This is a genomic window from Rhodococcus sp. P4_E4 (assembly GCF_056401575.1).
In genome coordinates, this window is sequence record NZ_JBFUJB010000023.1 from 208,481 (window position 1) to 227,362 (window position 18,882).

18 protein-coding genes are annotated in these 18,882 nt (G+C 64.0%); 6 read left to right on the plus strand and 12 right to left on the minus strand.

Annotated features, from left to right (window positions below; translation table 11 throughout):
- Positions 1-12: 12 nt before the first annotated feature.
- The 4 genes from manA to AC1DVN_RS24900 all read right to left on the minus strand — a co-directional run bounded on the left by manA (position 13) and on the right by AC1DVN_RS24900 (position 4,436).
- The gene (manA, locus tag AC1DVN_RS24885) at positions 13-1,290 is read right to left on the minus strand and encodes a mannose-6-phosphate isomerase, class I (protein ID WP_021332560.1); all 1,278 of its coding nucleotides are present in this window, start codon (positions 1,288-1,290) and stop codon (positions 13-15) included.
- A complete protein-coding gene (locus AC1DVN_RS24890) occupies positions 1,291-2,385 on the minus strand; it encodes a hypothetical protein (RefSeq protein WP_021332559.1) in 1,095 nt (364 codons plus the stop codon).
- Positions 2,386-2,548: 163 nt separating this feature from the next.
- The gene (locus tag AC1DVN_RS24895) at positions 2,549-3,922 is read right to left on the minus strand and encodes a phosphomannomutase/phosphoglucomutase (RefSeq protein WP_019747772.1); all 1,374 of its coding nucleotides are present in this window, start codon (positions 3,920-3,922) and stop codon (positions 2,549-2,551) included.
- 127 nt (positions 3,923-4,049) lie between these two features.
- The gene (locus AC1DVN_RS24900) at positions 4,050-4,436 is read right to left on the minus strand and encodes a DUF3499 domain-containing protein (protein ID WP_020969213.1); all 387 of its coding nucleotides are present in this window, start codon (positions 4,434-4,436) and stop codon (positions 4,050-4,052) included.
- 80 nt (positions 4,437-4,516) lie between these two features.
- Between AC1DVN_RS24900 and AC1DVN_RS24905 the strand changes: the two genes are divergently transcribed.
- Positions 4,517-5,005 carry a metallopeptidase family protein gene (locus AC1DVN_RS24905; protein WP_003940797.1) on the plus strand — a complete coding sequence of 163 codons (489 nt, stop codon included), beginning with the start codon at positions 4,517-4,519 and terminating at the stop codon, positions 5,003-5,005.
- Between the two features lie 175 nt (positions 5,006-5,180).
- Here the strand turns inward: AC1DVN_RS24905 and AC1DVN_RS24910 are convergent, their stop codons facing one another.
- A complete protein-coding gene (locus AC1DVN_RS24910; RefSeq protein WP_020907098.1) occupies positions 5,181-5,459 on the minus strand; it encodes a WhiB family transcriptional regulator in 279 nt (92 codons plus the stop codon).
- 380 nt (positions 5,460-5,839) lie between these two features.
- Between AC1DVN_RS24910 and cofD the strand changes: the two genes are divergently transcribed.
- From cofD to AC1DVN_RS24925, 3 genes are read left to right on the plus strand one after another with little or no spacing between them, the layout of a single operon-like run.
- The gene (gene cofD, locus AC1DVN_RS24915; protein ID WP_003940958.1) at positions 5,840-6,832 is read left to right on the plus strand and encodes a 2-phospho-L-lactate transferase; all 993 of its coding nucleotides are present in this window, start codon (positions 5,840-5,842) and stop codon (positions 6,830-6,832) included.
- Positions 6,829-8,214, plus strand: a complete 1,386-nt coding sequence (locus AC1DVN_RS24920; RefSeq protein ID WP_472796159.1) for a coenzyme F420-0:L-glutamate ligase — start codon at positions 6,829-6,831, stop codon at positions 8,212-8,214. Before cofD ends, AC1DVN_RS24920 begins: the two co-directional genes overlap by 4 nt.
- A gap of 3 nt (positions 8,215-8,217) precedes the next feature.
- On the plus strand, positions 8,218-8,778 hold the full coding sequence (locus AC1DVN_RS24925) for an NUDIX hydrolase (RefSeq protein WP_477994311.1): 561 nt from the start codon (positions 8,218-8,220) through the stop codon (positions 8,776-8,778).
- On the opposite strand, the gene AC1DVN_RS24930 is transcribed toward AC1DVN_RS24925, so the two are convergent.
- The 4 genes from AC1DVN_RS24930 to rfbD are packed head-to-tail and all read right to left on the minus strand — an operon-like array spanning position 8,769 to position 12,448.
- Positions 8,769-9,539, minus strand: a complete 771-nt coding sequence (locus tag AC1DVN_RS24930; protein WP_338480569.1) for an SGNH/GDSL hydrolase family protein — start codon at positions 9,537-9,539, stop codon at positions 8,769-8,771. The two genes, AC1DVN_RS24925 and AC1DVN_RS24930, sit on opposite strands and share 10 nt — an antisense overlap.
- A 32-nt stretch (positions 9,540-9,571) precedes the next feature.
- The gene (manB, locus tag AC1DVN_RS24935) at positions 9,572-10,654 is read right to left on the minus strand and encodes a mannose-1-phosphate guanylyltransferase (RefSeq protein ID WP_477994312.1); all 1,083 of its coding nucleotides are present in this window, start codon (positions 10,652-10,654) and stop codon (positions 9,572-9,574) included.
- Positions 10,651-11,565: a glycosyltransferase family 2 protein gene (locus tag AC1DVN_RS24940; protein ID WP_477994313.1), complete on the minus strand. Its 915-nt coding sequence runs from the start codon at positions 11,563-11,565 to the stop codon at positions 10,651-10,653. Before AC1DVN_RS24940 ends, manB begins: the two co-directional genes overlap by 4 nt.
- A gap of 43 nt (positions 11,566-11,608) precedes the next feature.
- Entirely contained in the window at positions 11,609-12,448 is an 840-nt protein-coding gene (rfbD, locus tag AC1DVN_RS24945; RefSeq protein ID WP_355332482.1) for a dTDP-4-dehydrorhamnose reductase, read from the minus strand.
- Between the two features lie 66 nt (positions 12,449-12,514).
- On the opposite strand from rfbD, the gene AC1DVN_RS24950 reads away from it, so the two are divergent.
- Together AC1DVN_RS24950 and AC1DVN_RS24955 are read left to right on the plus strand one after the other, a co-directional pair.
- The gene (locus AC1DVN_RS24950; protein ID WP_020907091.1) at positions 12,515-14,047 is read left to right on the plus strand and encodes an LCP family protein; all 1,533 of its coding nucleotides are present in this window, start codon (positions 12,515-12,517) and stop codon (positions 14,045-14,047) included.
- A 21-nt stretch (positions 14,048-14,068) separates the two neighbouring features.
- Positions 14,069-14,782, plus strand: coding sequence for a TIGR03089 family protein (locus AC1DVN_RS24955; protein ID WP_019747762.1), 714 nt, complete (start codon positions 14,069-14,071; stop codon positions 14,780-14,782).
- A 3-nt stretch (positions 14,783-14,785) separates the two neighbouring features.
- Here the strand turns inward: AC1DVN_RS24955 and AC1DVN_RS24960 are convergent, their stop codons facing one another.
- The 3 genes from AC1DVN_RS24960 to AC1DVN_RS24970 form a co-directional block, all read right to left on the minus strand.
- Positions 14,786-17,236, minus strand: coding sequence for an ABC transporter permease (locus AC1DVN_RS24960; RefSeq protein WP_080909739.1), 2,451 nt, complete (start codon positions 17,234-17,236; stop codon positions 14,786-14,788).
- The gene (locus tag AC1DVN_RS24965; protein ID WP_019747760.1) at positions 17,233-18,030 is read right to left on the minus strand and encodes an ABC transporter ATP-binding protein; all 798 of its coding nucleotides are present in this window, start codon (positions 18,028-18,030) and stop codon (positions 17,233-17,235) included. Before AC1DVN_RS24965 ends, AC1DVN_RS24960 begins: the two co-directional genes overlap by 4 nt.
- Positions 18,031-18,164: 134 nt before the next feature.
- Positions 18,165-18,857, minus strand: a complete 693-nt coding sequence (locus AC1DVN_RS24970; protein WP_021332552.1) for a response regulator — start codon at positions 18,855-18,857, stop codon at positions 18,165-18,167.
- Positions 18,858-18,882 lie beyond the last annotated feature (25 nt).

Here is an 18,882-nt window from a genome sequence, read left to right on the forward strand (position 1 = left end):
CGACCGAGATTCCTATCGACCGACCACTGCACTGAAAACCTGCGCAGTCGGGGTTCGTGTGGTCAGGTGTACTACGGGCTCGTCGGCAGCAATCCACGCGGCTCGGCCCCGATCGAGGTCGAGAGTGTCGGCACCGCACGTCGCAGTGACCGCGCCGTCGGTGCAGATCAGGATCCGCGGGCCGCCGGCTTCGACAACGAGGTCGGTGGCATTCGAGTCGAACTCCAGACGCGTCAAACGAAATTCGGGCGCAGGCGTGACGTACTCGTATCTGCCTGACCCTGACTGACCTGATCCTGACTGACCTGATCCTGACTGACCTGATCCTGACTGACCTGATCCTGGCGAAGGGGCCGGATCGAGCACTTCGATATCGGCCCCGACGAAGTCCAGAACCCTCAACAGTTCGGGCACGTCGACGTGTTTGGGCGTCAGCCCGCCGCGCAGCACGTTGTCGGAGTTGGCCATGATCTCGACCGCGAGTCCATGGAGATACGCGTGGAGATTTCCCGCAGCGAGAAACAGTCCTTGGCCGGGCTCGAGTGTGACGCGGTTGAGCAGTAGTGCCGCCAGAACGCCGGCGTCGCCGGGGTACGCCTCGCTCAATTCCAGCGCGGTGCGGATCTCGGTCACGAATTCGGCGTCGTGGTGCGCGACGTAGGTGATGCACCCGGCAAGCACGGCAGGGAGCAACGTCCCGAGCACCGTGGACGGCAGCGTGATCCATGTCGTGAACAACGCCCGGAGTCCGTCGGAATCGGGTTGGCCTTCGAGCAGACCGATGTACGGCTCCAACTCGTCGACGGCCAGAGCGCGCAGCAGTTTGACAGTCCGCGTCGGCTCGCGGAATCCGGCAAGCGCTTCGAATCTGCTCAGCGCGACAACGAGTTCGGGCTTGTGGCTGCCGTCCTTGTAGTTGCGAATCGGCGATTCCATGGGAACGCCGAGTGCGTTCTCACGACGAAAACCCTCGTCGGCTTGAACGGCGCTGGGATGCGCCTGAAGCGACAGCGGCTCTTCCGCCGCAAGCAACTTGAGCAGGAATGGGAGTCGCTCACCGAATGCCTCGAGGTTCTCACGGCCGAGTTCTCGCTCGGGTTCGCGGTGCAGAACCTCGAGCAACGACTCGCTGCCGGACTCGGTGATCACGCGCGCCGGGTCACCCGGGTGCGCGCCCAACCACAACTCCGCTTCGGGATGATTCGACGGGGTCGCAAGACCGCGTAGTTCGGCAATTGCCGTTCGCGAGCCCCACGCGTAAGAACGAAGTGCACCTTCGAGTTCACGCACTTACTTCGCACCGCCCGTCAACTGCACGTACGCCGCGGCCATGTCTACTCGAGACGCCAACACGAATACCTGCTCCATCTCCGATATCACCACGTTGGTCTGGTCCTCGTCTGCCGCCACCACCAGATCGGCGTCGGCCAGTGCGTCCATCCGGCGTCTCGCCTCCCCGCGCGTGGATTCGGTCGCGAAGACGAACGCCCGCGCCGGCGGGGTCGGCAGTGCGCCGTCCAGTTGCGGATCGTGAAAGAACGGGTCGTGGAACACCGAATCACGCGAAGCTGCGTCCGGCGCGAACAGAGCTCGTGCCGAACGAATCACCTCCGACATCTCGGCGGCAGCGGCATTCAGGCCAGAACTCATCAGCGAAACGCTCGAGAACTCTGCGAGTGCTGTTGTCACGGAACCACTCCCACACAGAACGACCCGCCGGCCGCTCATTCTGGTGGCCAACGACTTGGCCGGGTTGTGGAATACCTCGTTGGCCGGCCCGTCCCGCAGCGCCTCCGCATCAACGGCGTCGGCGATTCGACCGAGCACCGCCGAACGGTCCTCGATCGATCCCTTGCCCTCGATTTCGGCGGCAACCGCGAGGAAGACGGCGAGGAACCGCGTCATCGTGTGCCTCGGCGAGGCGTAGAGCCGCGGCGGCAACGACATGGTGCGCCCGGCCGCCACAGCCCGCATGGGCCCCTCGTCCGGAACGGCGACAACAACTTCGGCGCCACGGCGAACTGCACTGTCGACGGATTCGACCAGGCGCGGATCACCGGCATCGTCACCGGCAACGACGATCACGTCCAACGGTCCGGCCCACGACGGCGTCCGGTCGAGTACGAGGAGCGGACAACCGACCGAATCTCCGACGAGAGCAAGCGCGATCCTGGCTCCGTGCCGAGCGCCACCGGCACCGGCAATCAGCACGACGCTGCGCGGGCGCAGACCGGCCAGCCGAGAGATCACACCCTCGCCGACGGCCGATGCGGTGGCCCGAATCTGTGCGCCCCCCATGGCCACAGACCGCAGTAACCCTTCCGAATCGGCAGCCGACAAACCCTCGCTGTCGTCGAGGTCGAGAAGCGGCATCGGCGCTGTCATCTCACCGCACCCCCTTCTCCGTTAGCAGTTCCCGCACCATCCAGCATTCCAGCTCTACGCGGTCCGTGGTGGCAAAGCCCTCGTTCCCGAGGCAGTCGGCCCCGAGATAGTCCCCCAACTATCCCAGGGCTTCGCCTCACCGACAAACCGATCAGACTCGGATTCAAGCCCGGACGATCGCCAGAATTTCGTTCACCAATGCGTCGACATCGGCGGACGTGGGTGCTTCGACGTTGAGTCGCAGCAAAGGCTCGGTGTTGGACGCGCGCAAGTTGAACCAGGCATTTCCCTCGAGACTGACTGTGACACCGTCGAGGCGATCCACCGACTCGGTGCGGTCCGCGAATGCTGCCAGCACAGCGGCCGTGCGATCGGCCGCGTCGGCCACCGTGGAGTTGATCTCACCCGAGGCCGCGTAGCGGGTGTACTCCGCCATCAACTCGGAGAGCGGACGATCCTGCTCGCCCAGTGCGGCGAGTACGTGCAACGCCGCGAGCATGCCGGAGTCGGCGCCCCAGAAATCGCGGAAGTAGTAGTGAGCTGAGTGCTCGCCGCCGAAGACGGCACCGGTCTCGGCCATCTCCTGCTTGATGAACGAGTGGCCGACTCGGGTACGGATCGCGACGCCGCCGAGTTCTTCGACCAGTTCGGGCACTGCCCGCGACGTGATCAGATTGTGGATGATCGACGCGCCAGGTTCCTTCGCGAGTTCGCGCTTGGCGACAAGTGCCGTCACCGCGGACGGAGAGACGGGGTCGCCCTTCTCGTCGACGACGAAGCAACGGTCCGCGTCACCGTCGAAAGCCAAGCCGATGTCTGCTCCGGTCTCACGCACGTAGGCCTGCAGGTCGACGAGGTTGGCCGGATCGAGCGGATTGGCTTCGTGGTTGGGGAACGTGCCGTCGAGCTCGAAGTAGAGCGGGAGGACTTCGAGAGGCATCGGCCCGAATACGGCCGGCGCGGTATGGCCGCCCATGCCGTTTCCTGCATCGACTGCGACCTTCATCGGGCGCAACGCAGCCAGGTCGACCAATCCGCGGAGGTAGCTCGCGTATTCCTCGAGGACGTCCTTCGTGCTGGCGGTACCTGCCGGTCCGTCGTACGCGGGAACACCCGAGACGACCTCGGCGGAGATGACTGCCAGGCCGGTGTCCTGACCGACGGGCTTGGCGCCGGCCCGGCACATCTTGATGCCGTTGTACTTGGCCGGATTGTGGCTCGCCGTGAACATCGCGCCCGGGCAGTTCAGCAAACCGGATGCAAAGTAGAGCTCGTCGGTCGACGCCAATCCGATGTAGACGACGTCGAGTCCTTGAGCGAGCACGCCGTCACCGAAAGCAGAAGACAGTGTGGGCGACGATGCACGCATGTCGTAGCCGATCACAACCGTCGTGGCTGCGCCGGCCTCGTCACGGACCAGACGGGCGAACGACGCTCCCACGTCGCGGACAAAATCTTCGTCGATCTGCTCACCGACCACGCCGCGCACGTCGTACGCCTTGATGATTGCAGCAACCGACTCGGCTGTTCGCCCCACTGAAAACTCTCCTTGTGCATGCACCCTCACAGACGGGAACGTCCGGGCGCATGGCGTCCGGAGATTCGCAGTACTCGGGTGTGGAAGTACTCGGTCGAGCCTAGCGTCTGCGGCGACGAATCTCGCGTCAGTTGGATGGGTCGGGCAGTACGCGGAGGTGTCCACGACGCCCTGTACGGGCAGTACTCGGAGCCGCGGGACGTATGTCCTCATCTGCGTCGACGTTGGACTTGTTGCGATCTCCGAGACCGGCTTCACGTACAGCTTCGGCCAAAGCGGTCAGATCGTCTTCGTCGGGAGTGCTCGACGCGAATCCGCCTTCGTGGCGGACGAGTTCCCAGCCCTTGGGGGCGGTGATTCGAGAGCCGTGAGTGTCACACAAATCCCATGAATGGGGCTCGGCGACGGTTGCCAGCGGCCCGACAACCGCAGTGGAGTCCGAGTAGACATACGTAAGCGTCGCGACGGCGGGGTTCTTGCACCCGGGGCGGCAGCAGCGACGCAGAGATCTCACAGGTACGGAGCCTAGCCCTCCCCACGTCCGGAACCTACTCGGACACACCGAGCAGTTTCTTCTGTCGTAATCTGGGCGCCATGCCACAAGCTCGCCGCCGACGCTCGGTCACCACTCGTTCCATCGAGCGACACGGCCGTGGCCTGCGCGGACCACTACTTCCCCCGGAGGTGCCCGCCAGGCGTACCCGGGCCGAGAAGTTCGATCTCCTGGTGCTCGACGCCTTCTCGCCTGTCGACCTCGCGTGGCACGACCGGTTGACGAAACTCGACATCGCGGTGGACGAAGTTCCGAAGATTCACGCGCACGATCCGGAGTCCGTCACATGGCCGCCGGAGGTCATCGCAGACGGCCCGGTTCCACTGTCACGACTGATTCCGGCCGGAATCGACCGTCACGGAAATACGACTCGCGCAAGAATTGTGCTGTTTCGCCGCCCGTTGGAGCAGCGCGCGAAGGATCCGGAAGAACTCACGGATCTGGTGCACGACGTGTTGGTCCATCAAGTCGGCACGTATCTGGGCGTCGACCCACAGGTCATCGACCCCACACTGCCCGACGAGGACTGATACTGCCCGACGAGGACTGACGCACCGTCAGACGAAAAAACTGATGTCACACGAAGAAGTAAATCCACACGAAGAACAAAACAGTCGTTGCTTGACCTGCAATTCCCCGTTGCAGGTCAGACTTTCGAAGACCGCCCGTCAGCCCCGACGCTGACAGAACCGATTCAGCAGCAGATCAGATGATCCCCCGCTTGAGTCGCCGACGCTCGCGCTCGGACAACCCTCCCCAGATTCCGAACCGTTCGTCGTTCGCGAGCGCGTACTCGAGGCACTCGTCACGAACTTCACAACCGAGGCAGATCCGTTTTGCTTCCCTCGTCGATCCACCCTTTTCAGGGAAGAACGCTTCGGGATCGGTCTGCGCGCAGAGAGCACGCTCCTGCCACTGATCCTCGATGGTGTCGAACAATTCTTCGAAGCCGGTGACGAGACTCAGCACTGGCCGAGTACTCATACCGTCGAACTCACTGCTGCAGGCACCTTCTGCTGCGCCTGCTCGGGAATCGGTCTGCGGTTCGTCGCTTACTGTCATTGCGAGAGAACTGATCTCGACATTTTCATTGGGCATCGTTCCGCCTCCTCACCTGTAATAGCGCAGAATTTTCACTCCATCTTCAACCCCACCCCGTCGACCGTTCGAAACTGTGTTCGAAACCGGCCCCGCTGCAAGTGAACTCACAAGTAGCGGTTGGAATGACACATTTGAGATTACACACGTCCAGCGTGTCGCGGTCAAGCTAAACGAGATGAATCCATTAGTATTCCGGCCCCCAATTGACGGGACCTTCTGCCCGCCAGACACGACGACGCGCCGACCGCCTAGGCTCTGTTGTCGTGAACGTGACTGTATTGGTTGGCGGCGTCGGCGGGGCCCGTTTCCTTCAAGGTGTGCAAAATGCGCTCGGAATCGCCGGTGGTGAATCCCTCGAGAAATACGAAGGCCCACATCGCATCACGGCCGTCGTCAACGTCGGAGACGACGTCTGGATGCACGGTCTGCGCATCTGCCCCGATCTGGACACTTGTATGTACACACTCGGCGGCGGTATCGACACCGAACGCGGGTGGGGGCACGCCGGCGAAACCTGGAATGCGAAAGAAGAACTCGCGGCATACGGAGCGAAGCCGGACTGGTTCGGCCTCGGAGATCGCGATATCGCAACGCATTTGATTCGCAGCCAGATGCTCCGCACGGGATATCCGTTGTCCGCGATCACCGAAGCGTTGTGCAATCGCTGGAATCCGGGTGTCGCACTGCTTCCCGTGAGCGACGACCGCAGCGAAACACACGTTGTGATCACCGATCCGGAAGACGGTGAACAGAAGGCGATTCATTTCCAGGAGTGGTGGGTACGCCATCGAGCACAGGTGGAAACTCACAGCTTCGCTCACGTCGGCGCCGAGCAGGCCAAGCCCGCGCCAGGGGTGGTCGAGGCGATCGACGGTGCCGACATCGTGCTGATCGCACCGTCCAATCCCGTCGTGAGCGTCGGCGCGATCCTCGCGGTGCCCGGCATTCGCGGAGCCCTGCGGACCACCGCGGCCAAGGTTGTCGGCCTCTCCCCCGTCATCGGTGGAAAACCGTTGCGCGGCATGGCTGACGAGTGCCTCGAAGTGATCGGGGTCGAGACGACTTCCGAGGCGATCGGTCGCCACTACGGAGCTCGCTCGATCAACGGCATTCTCGACGGCTGGCTCGTCGACGAAGGTGACACGGCCGACATCGACGGGGTGGACGTGCGAAGCATCCCACTTTTGATGACGTCCCCCGAAGAGACCGCAAAAATGGTTCGAACGGCTTTCGAGATCGCCGGAGTCGAACTGTGACCGAGCCCGGAACCGAAGCAAGCCGCGACAGAAATCACTCCCCCGGCGATCACTCCCCCGGCGCCGCAATCGAAGTCATTCCCGTGCTCGGCCTTCCCGAGTTCCGGCCCGGAGACGACTTGGCCGCCGCTGTCGTCGACGCGACACCGTGGCTCGAGAACGGCGACGTCGTTGTCGTCACGAGCAAGGTGTTCTCAAAAGTCGAGGGTCGCATCGTTTCCTCGCCGACCGATCCGGAAGAGCGCGACGCAGCACGACGCCTCCTGGTGGATCAGGAAGCCGTCCGCGTCGTGGCCCGCAAGGGCCGCACTCTGATCACCGAGAACAAACTCGGCATCGTGCAGGCCGCATCGGGCATCGACGGCTCCAACGTCGACGGTGCCGAACTCGCCCTGCTCCCCGTGGATCCCGATGCGAGCGCAGCGGGGCTGCGTGCCCGAATTCTCGAGAGCACGGGCAAGTCCGTCGCCGTCGTCGTGACCGACACGATGGGTCGTGCGTGGCGCAACGGGCAGACCGATGCCGCGATCGGTTCCTCCGGCATTCCGGTCCTGCACGGCTACCTCGGGGCACAGGACAGCCAGGGCAACGATCTGATCGTCACCGAGATCGCGATCGCGGACGAGATCGCCGCTGCGGGCGATCTGGTCAAGGGCAAGCTCGGCGGCGTTCCCGTCGCCGTCGTGCGAGGACTCCGATTCGAGGACGACGGTTCGAGTGGCCAGGATCTGATCCGTCGCGGCCCGGACGATCTGTTCTGGCTGGGAACCGAGGAGGCTACGGCGATGGGCCGCGGCCAGGCGCTGCTGTTGCGTCGGTCGGTTCGGCAGTTCGCAGGTGATCCCGTCGACGCGGAGATCATTCGCAGCTCGATCGCCGAGGCACTCACCGCTCCAGCACCCCACCACACGAGGCCTGTTCGATTCGTGTGGCTGCGGACCGCGTCGGTCCGCACGTCGCTCCTCGAGCAGATGCGTGAGAAGTGGGCCGCCGATCTGCGTGCGGACGGTCGTAGCGACAAATCCGTCGACGCGCGGGTTGCCCGCGGAAACATCCTGTTCGATGCCCCCGAAGTCGTCATTCCCTTCTGCGTGCCCGACGGCGCACACAGTTATCCGGATGCCCGACGTACCGCGGCGGAGTCCACGATGTTCACCGTCGCTGCCGGCGCGGCAGTGCAGGGACTGCTGGTCTCGCTGGCCACACGCGGCGTGGGAAGCTGCTGGATCGGATCGACGATCTTCGCCGCCGACCTCGTACGCGAACAACTCGATCTCCCGGCCGATTGGCAGCCACTCGGCGCAGTCGCAATCGGGTACCCCCTCGAACCACTGACTCCGCGCACGGTCTCCGCCCCCGGGGACGCGTTGGTGGAGCTGTAGGTCATGTCAGCCGAATCGCTGCACGCCTCCGCCAAGGGCGTCCTGGAGGGCTGGTCGACGTCCTCCGAAGCGGACGAGTCACTGCGGCACACGATGCTCGCGTTCCTCGATTCGGCTCCGGACGGCTGCCTTCGTCGCCATGCCCCAGGACACATCACCGCGTCGTCTCTGGTTCTCGACGAGAGTGGCTGCCACGTCTTACTGACCCTGCATCCCAAGGTGGGCAGGTGGATTCAGCTCGGAGGTCACTGCGAGCCCGACGACGACACGGTAGTCGATGCGGCATTGCGGGAGGCTCGTGAGGAGTCCGGAATTCACGACGTTCGGATAGACGCGGACCTACTCTCCGCCCACACACATCCGATCACGTGCTCGCTCGGGGTCCCGACCAGACATCTCGATCTACGGTTTCTTGTTGTGGCGCCGGACAAATCACATATCGTCCGCAGCGCGGAGTCCACCGACCTCCGGTGGTGGCCGGTGGACGCGCTACCGCCGACTGCCGAGCGCGAGACCATCGACCACCTGGTAGCGCTCGCCCATCAGCGCAAGAATCAGGACTGAATCGGAGACAGCTCGGGTTGCTTGGCGCTCACGCCGTCGCCCGAAGATGTTCCCTTCACGCGCCGAGCTACCCACGGCACCAAGAACTCTCGCGCCCATTGACGATCCTCGCGACGAGTTTCCGCTTTCGTGAGAACCGGCGCAGGCCCGAGGTCGGGCGCGATCAATCCGTGTTCGACGCCCAGTACGTCGAGCACCCGCGTCGCCATGTTCTCGTGCCCGGCGGGCGACATGTGGAGGCGATCCCAGTCCCACATCCGTAGGTCCTGATATTCGGAGAATCGCCAGAAGTCGACGAGGGTCGCGCCGTGGCGGTCCGCTACCTCGCGAACAAGCTCGTTGTAAATCGCCAGGCGTCCGCGGAGCTTGCCGAAGAAGGCGGACCATCCGGTGTCGTATGCGGTGAACATGAGAACCTGCGCACCGGAAGCAGTGAGCTGGCCGATTGCCGAATCGTAGCGGGCGACCATCGCGTCGATGTCGAGCTTCGGACGCATCATGTCGTTTCCGCCGGCGTAGACGGTCACCAGATCGGGCTTCAACGCCAGAGCGGGTTCCAACTGCTCGTCGATGATCGGTCCGAGTAGGCGACCACGAATCGCCAGGTTGGCGTAGCGGAACTCGGGGTTGTTCACCGCCAGCTGCTCGGCCACTCGGTCTGCCCACCCGCGCAGACCGTTGGGGAATCGTTCGTCGGCGTCGCCGACGCCCTCGGTGAACGAGTCACCGAGGGCAACGTAACGGCTCGGAAGAGAAGTCATACCCGCCAGTATTCCAGTAGGTCAGCTAACGATCACACATCTGTGCTGAAGCGCACGCCACCGTCCGGCAGCGTCACCCCCGGCCACACACGTGCGCCGCGCAACAATTCGCACCGCGCACCGATGTCCGCGCCGTCTCCGATGACGGCGTCGCGGACCAGTGCTCGTGGTCCGATACGGACGCCGAATCCGAGGATCGATCGTTCGACTACCGCACCGGCTTCCACAACGGCGCCGTCGAAGAGAATCGCACCGTCAAGGCGCGCACCTGCGCCGACTTCTGCGCCACGGCCGACAACCGTGCCGCCGATCAGGACGGCGCCAGGCGCAATTCCCGCCCCGGGGTGAACGAGCGACTCGCCGCGTGGACCTTCGAGAGCCGGCGAAGGCGCGATGCCTCGCACCAGGTCGGCGGAACCGCGAACGAAGTCCTCGGGGGTTCCCATGTCACGCCAGTACGACGAGTCGACGTGGCCGAACACCCGCTTACCCTCGGCCAGGAGATTCGGGAACACCTCGCGCTCGACCGATACCGGTCGTCCCTCCGGGATCTGCTCGATGATCTCGCGCTTGAAGACGTAGCAGCCGGCGTTGATCTGATCCGTCGGCGGATCCTGGGTCTTCTCCAGGAAGGCCGAGACTCGTCCGTCCTCGTCGGTCGGAACACAACCGAATGCACGCGGGTCTCCCACACGAACCAGGTGAAGGGTCACGTCGGCGTCCGTCTTCTCGTGGGTCTCGAGAATGGCGTTCAGGTCGGTGCCACCGAGCACGTCACCGTTGAACACCATGACGTTGTCGCCGCACAACTTCGGGAGTACGTTGCGGATTCCGCCACCGGTGCCCAGCGGCTCGGTCTCGAAGACGTAGTCGATCTCGAGCCCCATCTTGGAGCCGTCGCCGAAGTAGTCCTCGAATACCTCTGCCTTGAAAGATGTTCCGAGCACCACGTGCTTGATACCGGCAGCCTCGATCCTGGCAAGCAGATGCGTCAGGAACGGAAGGCCGGCGGTCGGAAGCATCGGCTTGGGCGCCGACAGCGTCAACGGACGCAGCCGAGTGCCCTTGCCGCCTACCAGGATTACGGCGTCGGTCGGATTCGGATCGGACATCATTTTCCCCCGTGGTTCGAAACTGATGGGTTGTCGGTCGAGTCGTCGGTGCGAGCGCGCTCGCGTACAGCAGAAGCTACGGCGATCTTGGACCGCACGGCCAGGCCACCGCGCAAGGCAAGTCGCAGCGGAGCCTGCCACCAGTGCGGATGACGATCAGCCTGGAACTGGTAAGCGCTGCGATGATGGGCGGGCAGCATCAGTTCCGGATGCCGGCCTGCCGCATGGCCTTTGGCATGGGTCACGACAGCGGAGGGAACAAAGACGTTGAGCCACCCGGCTTTTCCGAGGCGATCACCGAAATCGACGTCCTCCATGTACATGAAGTATCGCGAGTCGAAGCCGGAGATGGCGTCGAAGGCATCACGTCGTACCAACAGGCACGACCCGGAAAGCCAACCGACGGAGCGCTCGGTGACGGCCTCGTTCTCCTGACGGTAACGAGCAGTCCACGGGTTCTTCGGCCACAGGGTGCCGAGCAACGCGTGCCCGACCCCCGAGGTGATGTCGGGCACCGTTCGTGCCGACGGATAGACACTTCCGTCCGGTTCGAGGACCTTCGGCCCCAGTGCACCGGCCCTTGGCCACCGATTTGCCGCAGCGACCAATTCGTCGAGTGAACCGGGTGCCCATTGGACGTCAGGATTGGAAATCACGACAAATTCGATCGACGAATCGATCTCCGCCACAGCCCGATTTATCGCTCCGCCGTAGCCGATGTTTCCCCCTGTACGAAGCAGACGAACATGCTCGTACTTGGCATCCGCCGCCTCCGGCGCACCATCGGTCGACCCGTTGTCGGCCATGATGACCTGGGGTTTTTCTGTCGTCGCCGCGGCGAGCGTGCTCAAGAAATTCTCGAGATGCTCGCCTGGGGAGTACGTCACCGTTACCACGGCCAGCTTGGGACTCACGCCGGTCAGCCTAGCCGCCCACGGGCACTGCCCCGAACAATGCTCACGCCAGAGCGGCGTGCAGAGCCTCTCGCCACGGACGCAGCGGCGTCATTCCCGCGGTAACCCACGCGCGCTCGGACAAAACCGAATATGCCGGGCGGGGCGCAGGGCGCACGAAGTCCGCGCTGCTGCACGGGCGCACCCGCGCCGGGTCTGCTCCGATCTCCTCGAACACCGCTCGCGCCAACTCGTACCAACTGGCTTGCCCGCCGTTGGTCAGGTGGAATGTCGACGCACCCGTGAAGTCCCGCAGCGCAAGTTCGACGATGCCGCCGGCCAGATCGACGCTGTACGTGGGTGACCCGATCTGGTCGTCCACGACGTTCACGAATTCTCGTTCGGCTTCGAGCCTGCGCATCGTGGCGACAAAATCCGTACCGACACCCGAATACACCCACGCGGTACGGACAACGGCCACGTCGGCCCCCGACTCTCGTACTGCGATCTCGCCGTCCAGCTTGGTTCGGCCGTATACCGTCGCGGGACCGGTCGGTGCATCGACGTCGTATGGCGCGCTCGCGTCGCCCGGAAAGACGTAGTCCGTCGAAACGTGGATCAACCGCGAACCGGCCCGCGCACACGCTCGCGCGAGATTCAGCGGTCCGATCTCGTTGACCGCCCTCGCTGCCTCCTGGTCGGTCTCGGCGGCGTCGACCGCCGTGTACGCAGCGCAGTTGATCAGCACCGCATCGGGCGAGACGAAGTCGTCGACCGCGCGGCTGTCTGTGATGTCGAGCTCGCGGGAACCGACGGCCGTCACAGTGTGACCCGCCGACGTTGCGAGAGCATCGATACGTGTCCCGAGCTGCCCTCGGGCGCCGGTGAGCAGGATATTCGTCACATGGTTGAGTCTGGCACGCCGCGTCGAGGTACCCGCGGCCGAGCATCGGACCAGTAACCTGAAGGGGTGTCCCACCAGCAACCGCAGCGCCGCGCGCGTCCACGACCTGCGCCGATTCGGACCAAGACGAGCCCGGCTCGCATAGCGGTCGCGGTGCTCTCCGTGCTCGTACTGCTGGTCACCGGGTTCGCATGGCGAGGTGTGGACTCGTTGAGAAACAGCCTTGCCACTGCAAGCGGACTCGGCCTCGGTGGGGGCAAGGACGGAGCCATCGACATTCTGATGGTGGGAACCGACAGTCGCACCGACGCACACGGCAACCCGCTTTCACAAAGCGAGCTCGACTCGTTGCGCGCTGGTGAGGAAGTTGCGTCCAACACCGACACCATCATCTTGATCCGCGTCCCCAACGACGGAAGTTCGGCAACCGCGATCTCGATTCCCCGAGACGCGTACGTCAACGTCCCCGGTATCGGTATGTCGAAGATCAACGCCGCGTTCGGTGCCACCAAGGAAACCGAGCGACTGAAGTTGGTCAACAACGGGTCGTCCGACAGCGACGCAGACAAGAAGTCGACGGAAGCCGGCCGGACCGCGCTCATCGGAGCGGTAGGAAATCTGACCGGCATCACCGTCGATCACTACGCCGAAGTCGGTCTACTCGGATTCGTCCTGCTGACCAACGCAGTGGGCGGAGTCGACGTCTGCCTCAACGCGCCAGTCGACGAACCGATGTCCGGAGCCAACTTCGCAGCCGGGAAACAGACACTCGACGGCGCCGACGCGCTGAGCTTCGTGCGACAACGACACGACCTTCCCCGCGGCGACCTGGACCGGATCGTGCGCCAGCAGGTGTTCATGGCGTCCCTCGTCAGTAAGGTACTGAGCGCAAAAACCCTCAGTGACCCGGGCAAGCTCAGTCAGTTGACCTCGGCCGTTCAGCGTTCCGTCGTCATCGACGACGACTGGGACATCATCGAATTCGCCAAGCAGTTGCAGAATCTGGCCGGCGGAAAGGTGCAATTCGAGACCATTCCCGTTCTCGACATCAACGGCATGACCGATTACGGCGAGTCCATCGTCAAGGTCGATCCCAAGGCCGTCAAGAAGTACATCGCCGGATTGGTCGGCGCCGACAGCGAGGACTCGGAGGAGACCTCCGAGGCACCGACCACCGTGAATGCATCCTCGATCACGGTCGACGTCGCTAATGCCAGTGACGTCGCGGGGTTGGCCAGCGGGGTTTCCGAGGCATTGAGTGCCCTCGGGTACAAGCAGGGACAGGTCGGCAACAACACCGGCTCCGACGTCTCCGAATCGACGGTGTTCGCAAAGTCCGCGGACGACGACGCTGCACTCGCGGTGGCCGAGGCACTCGGCGGTCTGACGGTCAAGGCGGATTCGTCATTGTCCTCGGGCAAGGTTCGGGTTGTCATTGCCGAGGACTACAGCGGACCGCAATCCGCGGACGCGGTATCCCCGTCCGAAGGCGCAGCGACCACGACTGAATCGGCGAGCACCACCGAGACCAGCCCCACCCCCGCACCGCCCGGTCCCCCGATCGATGCAGCCTCCAACGGTCCCCGCTGTGTTAACTGAACGGCTGCGTAAGCTGATTACGTGCCTTCGCCTGTAGACAACCTGACCGACGCCCTCCTCGGACCGATCCTGGCTGCCGACCCGGCCGGCCCTCGCGTGACCTACTACGACGACGCCACCGGCGAGCGCATCGAATTGTCTGCGAGCACTCTGGCCAACTGGGCGGCAAAGACAGCGAACATGGTTCGGGACGAGTTCGCCCTCGAGCCCGGCGGCAAAGTTGCCGTGCTGCTTCCCGCGCACTGGCAGAGCGTCGCCGTCTTGCTGGGTGTGTGGTGGGCAGGCGGTGAGGTCGTCCTCTCCCCCGACGCCGACGCCGAACTGGCTTTTGTCACTGCCGACCGCCTGGACGATGTTGCGGACGTACCGGAAGTAGCCGCACTCTCACTCGACGCGTTCGGCAAAGGTTTGAGCGATCTTCCGCTCGGCGTCGCCGACTACGCAACCTCCATACGTGTCCACGGCGACCAGTTCCGTAGCGCCGGAGCCGGTTCGGCGCTGGAAGGCCGGTCCGTAGCGGACACGATCGACGCCGCACGGGCATCGTCGAAGAACGTCGAATTGGCGTCGACGGATCGTGTCCTCTCCAGCCGCACGTGGGACACGGCAGACGAATTGATCGACGGGCTTCTGGCCGTTCTCGCCGCGGGCGCCTCACTCGTGCAGGTAGCCCACCCGGACGCGGAAGCTACCGCGCGCCGAGTGGGCACCGAAAAGGTCACGAAACAGTTCTGAACGCTAGCTCGCGAGAGCTGTCACCGGTGACACCAGCCCCGCCCTCCTAGCGGGGAGCAGTGACGCGATCACACCGCAGATTCCGCCGATCAACACGATGGCTACCAATTGCGCCCACGGCACTGCGCTGAGGGCGACGTCCTCGATCCCGAACACCGAGGCGGTACCGGCTACACCGAACACCATCCCGAACAGCACGCCGATCACCGATGCAACCCCTGCCACCAGCAGTGCTTCCCAGATCAACATGGCTCGAATTCCCTTCTTGGTCAGTCCGAGTGCGCGAAGCAGTCCGGATTCGCGGCGCCGTTCGAGAACCGACAGTGCCATGGTGTTTCCCACCCCGATCAGAGCGATCAACACCGCTACCGACAGCAACCCGGCAACCACCATGAGCATGGTGTCGAGGATCGAATCGAGCGCCGAGCGCATCTCGGTCATTCCTTGAACATCGCTGCCCGGAGCTTCCTGGCGTGCCAGTTCGGTGATGCGGTCGGTGGCAGCGAGCGCCTCTTCGTCGGTGTCCGTCCCCAACCTGACCCAGTAGGAATCGGTGGTCGGCGTGGTGGCCGCTGCACCCAGATCGCCTCGATCCAACAGCGCTGGTTGACCTTTCACACCCTCGACCACGCTGACGTTCACGGCACCGCGATCCCCACGCACCGTCGCCGTCTCACCCGCCGAGAGTTTGTATTCGGTCAGGTCAGCGGGCGAGAGCACCAACTGACCGGCCGCGGGTACCGAGATCTCGGTACGCAGAACATCTTTCACCCGAGCAGCGTCGACACCGAACCCGGTCAACGAACCGCGCCCGTCGATCGTCAGTTCGGCCTTGTCCAGACCGCTCACCGCGCCGACGCCGTTGACCGCGGCGATGTCTGTGCCCAACCCTGCGGGAAGCGGTGCCGAACCGGAACTGCTCACCATGACGTCGACGGGGAATTGACTGTCCATCGCCGCGGGTGCGGCTTCCTTGACCGTCGCGATTCCCACGACGAGCGTGCTCGTCAAGGCCACACCGATCAACAGGGCCGTGGCTGTCGCCGAGGTCCGGCGTGGGTTCCGACCGGCGTTGCCTGCTGCCAGGCTTCCCACCGGACCGATCAGTCTCGCCAGCACTCCGCCGGCGGCATTGATCAGCGCGGGCACGATTCGCCCGGACAGTGCTGCGATCCCCAGGAACGAAAAGAGTCCACCGGCAGTCGCCGCCGGCACCTGCTGATTCGTCACTCCCAGGACGGTCATCGCGATGCCCGCGAGCAGTATCACGACGCCCAGAACCCGGCGCACGACCGATACCTGAACGCTCTCGGGCTTGGACTCCATCGGCTGCAGTGCCGCGAGCGGGGAGAGCCTCGTTGCCGCCCGCCCGGGCGCAGATGCAGCGAGCATCGTCATCACGATGCCAACGGCAAGACCGACCAGCACGGTCACCGGGGTGACGCTCAGTGACGAAAGAGGCACCGGCACATCTGCGGCCGTTGCTACGCGACCGATCGCCCAGGCAAGTCCGACACCGAGTCCGACGCCGATCACCGAGGCGATCACGCCGACCGCAGCAGCTTCGCTGCGAATGCTCCGGCGAACCTGTTTGGCCGTGGCGCCGACGCATCGCAGCAACGCGAGTTCCTGAGTGCGCGCGGCGAGCAGAACGGCAAACGTGTTGGCGATCACCAGCGCGGCAACAACAACGGCGATGGCACCGAAGGCGAGCAACACCGTGCTGAGGATCTTGGTGCCACCCATGTATTCCGCAGCCGCGTTGTCGGTTGCTTCTTCTCCTGTCAACACGGTGGAGTCCGCGGGCAACGCGCTCGCGATCGAATCCACGAGTTGTTGCTGAGAGCGCGAACCGTCACCGGCGACACGGAACTCACGTTTGGCGCTGTCCCCGGCCCACGCGCTCACCTGCTCGGCGGTGGTGAATATCTTGATCCCGCCCAGTCGTTGCGCCGAACCGGAGAGATCGACCAGTCCGACCACCTGCGCGGTGGGCGCAGCGGCACCGACCGTCGAATCCCTTGCCGTGACAGTGATTCGGGCACCCGTCGGTATCCCGGAGTCCACGCTCACCAACACCTGCCCCAGACCGGCCGGAAGCGAACCCTCCGACAAGTTCTCCCAACGCAATTCGGGATTGTCGGCGATCGAGAGAGCATCCCCGTAGGACGCGCCCTTTGCCTCGGAGTCGACACGAACATACGTCGACACGTCGTCGGCGACTGCCGAGACGCCCGGCACCGCACTCAGCAGTGCTTCCGTCACGCCTGGACCGGAGGCGACGACATCCGTGGTTTCGTATTGCGTCGCAAGTGATTTACTCACACTCGCATCGACCGTCGAGCTCAATGTCAAAGTCGCGACGATGTATCCGACTGCGATCACCACGGCGAGTATCGAAGCCACATAGCGCCCGGCATGTGCCCGCGCCTGGGCAAAAGCCAGACCCCTCATCGCAGTGCACCCGAAACTGCAGGAACATCAGCCAGGTCGTCGGCACCGAGTGCTCGCATGGCACCGATCACCGAGTCGACGGTGGGATGGTCGATCTCTCCGGCAATACGCCCGTCTGCGATCAACACGACTCGGTCCGCATACGACGCCGCCACCGGATCGTGTGTCACCATGACAACCGTCTGACCGGTCTCCCGAACACTGGTGCGCAAGAGGCCCAGAACCTCGGTCCCGGAACGGGAATCCAAATTTCCCGTGGGCTCGTCGGCAAAAATCACGTCGGGCTGCGGCAGTAGTGCGCGGGCGACAGCTACACGCTGCTGCTGACCACCGGACAACTCGTGCGGCAGGTGGTCGAGGCGCTTCGACAGGCCCAGTTTCCCGATCACCTCGTCCATCCACTCGGGCGAGGGTTCACTACCCGCCAGCTTCATCGGCAGCAGCATGTTCTCCCGAGCAGTGAGCACCGGTAGCAGGTTGAACGCTTGGAAGACGAATCCGATTCGCTCGCGTCGAAGTTCGGTGAGTTCCGTGTCGCCGAGTTTCGTGACTTCGGTGTCGCCCAGGAAAACCTGTCCGCCCGAAACCGTGTCGAGCCCGGCCAGACAGTGCATGAGCGTCGACTTTCCGGAGCCGGACGGGCCCATGATCGCGGTGAACCGCTCACGACCGAAGTCCACGTCGACCCCGCCGAGCGCGTGAACCGTGGTCTCACCGGTGCCGTACACCTTGGTGACACCGCGGGCAGTGATCGCCGGCACTGCGGCTGGTTCCGTCGTGGTGTGCGCATGCATTTTTTGCCCTCCGTAAAGCTTCTCGCTATGACGGAATCGACGTTATTGCAGCGCAAGTGGTCTCCGCGTCGGAGCGCGGGGCGATCTTGGAGAGCCCGGTGTCATCCCGGGGTAGGACTGAACAGGGCTGCGCGTCAGCCCTCGGTGCCGAGGAGATCTGCGCGCCGGACAAGTCCGATCTGGAAGGCAAAGACGACGGCCTGCACACGATCACGTGAATGAGTCTTCGAAAGAACCCGTCCGACATGGGTTTTCACTGTCGTTTCGGAGACGTGGAATTTTGCGGCGATCTCCGAATTCGACAGCCCGTACGCCATGGCCTCGAGCACCTCGACCTCGCGCGGTGTCAGCTCTTCGGGCAACTGCGATTCGGGCGCCGAACCTTCCAGGAGAGGTCCGACGTGCTGAAGCAGTCGCCGAGTGGCCCGAGCTTCGATCACCGCGTCCCCGCGATGCACGGTGCGGATGGCGTCGAGCAACTGTTCCGGTGGCACGTCCTTGAGCAGGAAACCGCTGGCGCCCGCCCTGATTGCCGACATCACGTACTCGTCGTTGTCGAAGGTGGTGAGCACCACGACCTTCGGCGCATCGGGGTCGGCCAGGAGCCGACGGGTCGCCTCGATGCCGTCCATCTTCGGCATCTGGACATCCATCAGGACGACGTCGACATGACAGGCCGCCAACTCGGTCAATGCCTGCTGACCGTCCGAAGCCTCGACCACCACGGACAAATCCGGCTGCGAGTCGATGACCATTCGAAAACCTGCGCGGACCAGCTGCTGATCGTCGATCAGTGCCACTGCGATCGGAGCCACGTGTTCGTCCATGCCACTCACCTTAAGACCTTCAGAC

Excerpts from the sequence above, each read along its gene's own strand:
- AC1DVN_RS24960 (WP_080909739.1), bottom strand. The coding sequence starts at position 17,236 with ATGAGGGGTCTGGCTTTTGCCCAGGCGCGGGCACATGCCGGGCGCTAT.
- AC1DVN_RS24910 (WP_020907098.1), bottom strand. The coding sequence starts at position 5,459 with ATGAGTACTCGGCCAGTGCTGAGTCTCGTCACCGGCTTCGAAGAATTG.
- AC1DVN_RS24905 (WP_003940797.1), top strand. The coding sequence starts at position 4,517 with ATGCCACAAGCTCGCCGCCGACGCTCGGTCACCACTCGTTCCATCGAG.
- AC1DVN_RS24970 (WP_021332552.1), bottom strand. The coding sequence starts at position 18,857 with ATGGACGAACACGTGGCTCCGATCGCAGTGGCACTGATCGACGATCAG.
- AC1DVN_RS24925 (WP_477994311.1), top strand. The coding sequence starts at position 8,218 with ATGTCAGCCGAATCGCTGCACGCCTCCGCCAAGGGCGTCCTGGAGGGC.
- AC1DVN_RS24930 (WP_338480569.1), bottom strand. The coding sequence starts at position 9,539 with ATGACTTCTCTTCCGAGCCGTTACGTTGCCCTCGGTGACTCGTTCACC.
- AC1DVN_RS24965 (WP_019747760.1), bottom strand. The coding sequence starts at position 18,030 with ATGCATGCGCACACCACGACGGAACCAGCCGCAGTGCCGGCGATCACT.
- manB (WP_477994312.1), bottom strand. The coding sequence starts at position 10,654 with ATGATGTCCGATCCGAATCCGACCGACGCCGTAATCCTGGTAGGCGGC.
- AC1DVN_RS24890 (WP_021332559.1), bottom strand. The coding sequence starts at position 2,385 with ATGACAGCGCCGATGCCGCTTCTCGACCTCGACGACAGCGAGGGTTTG.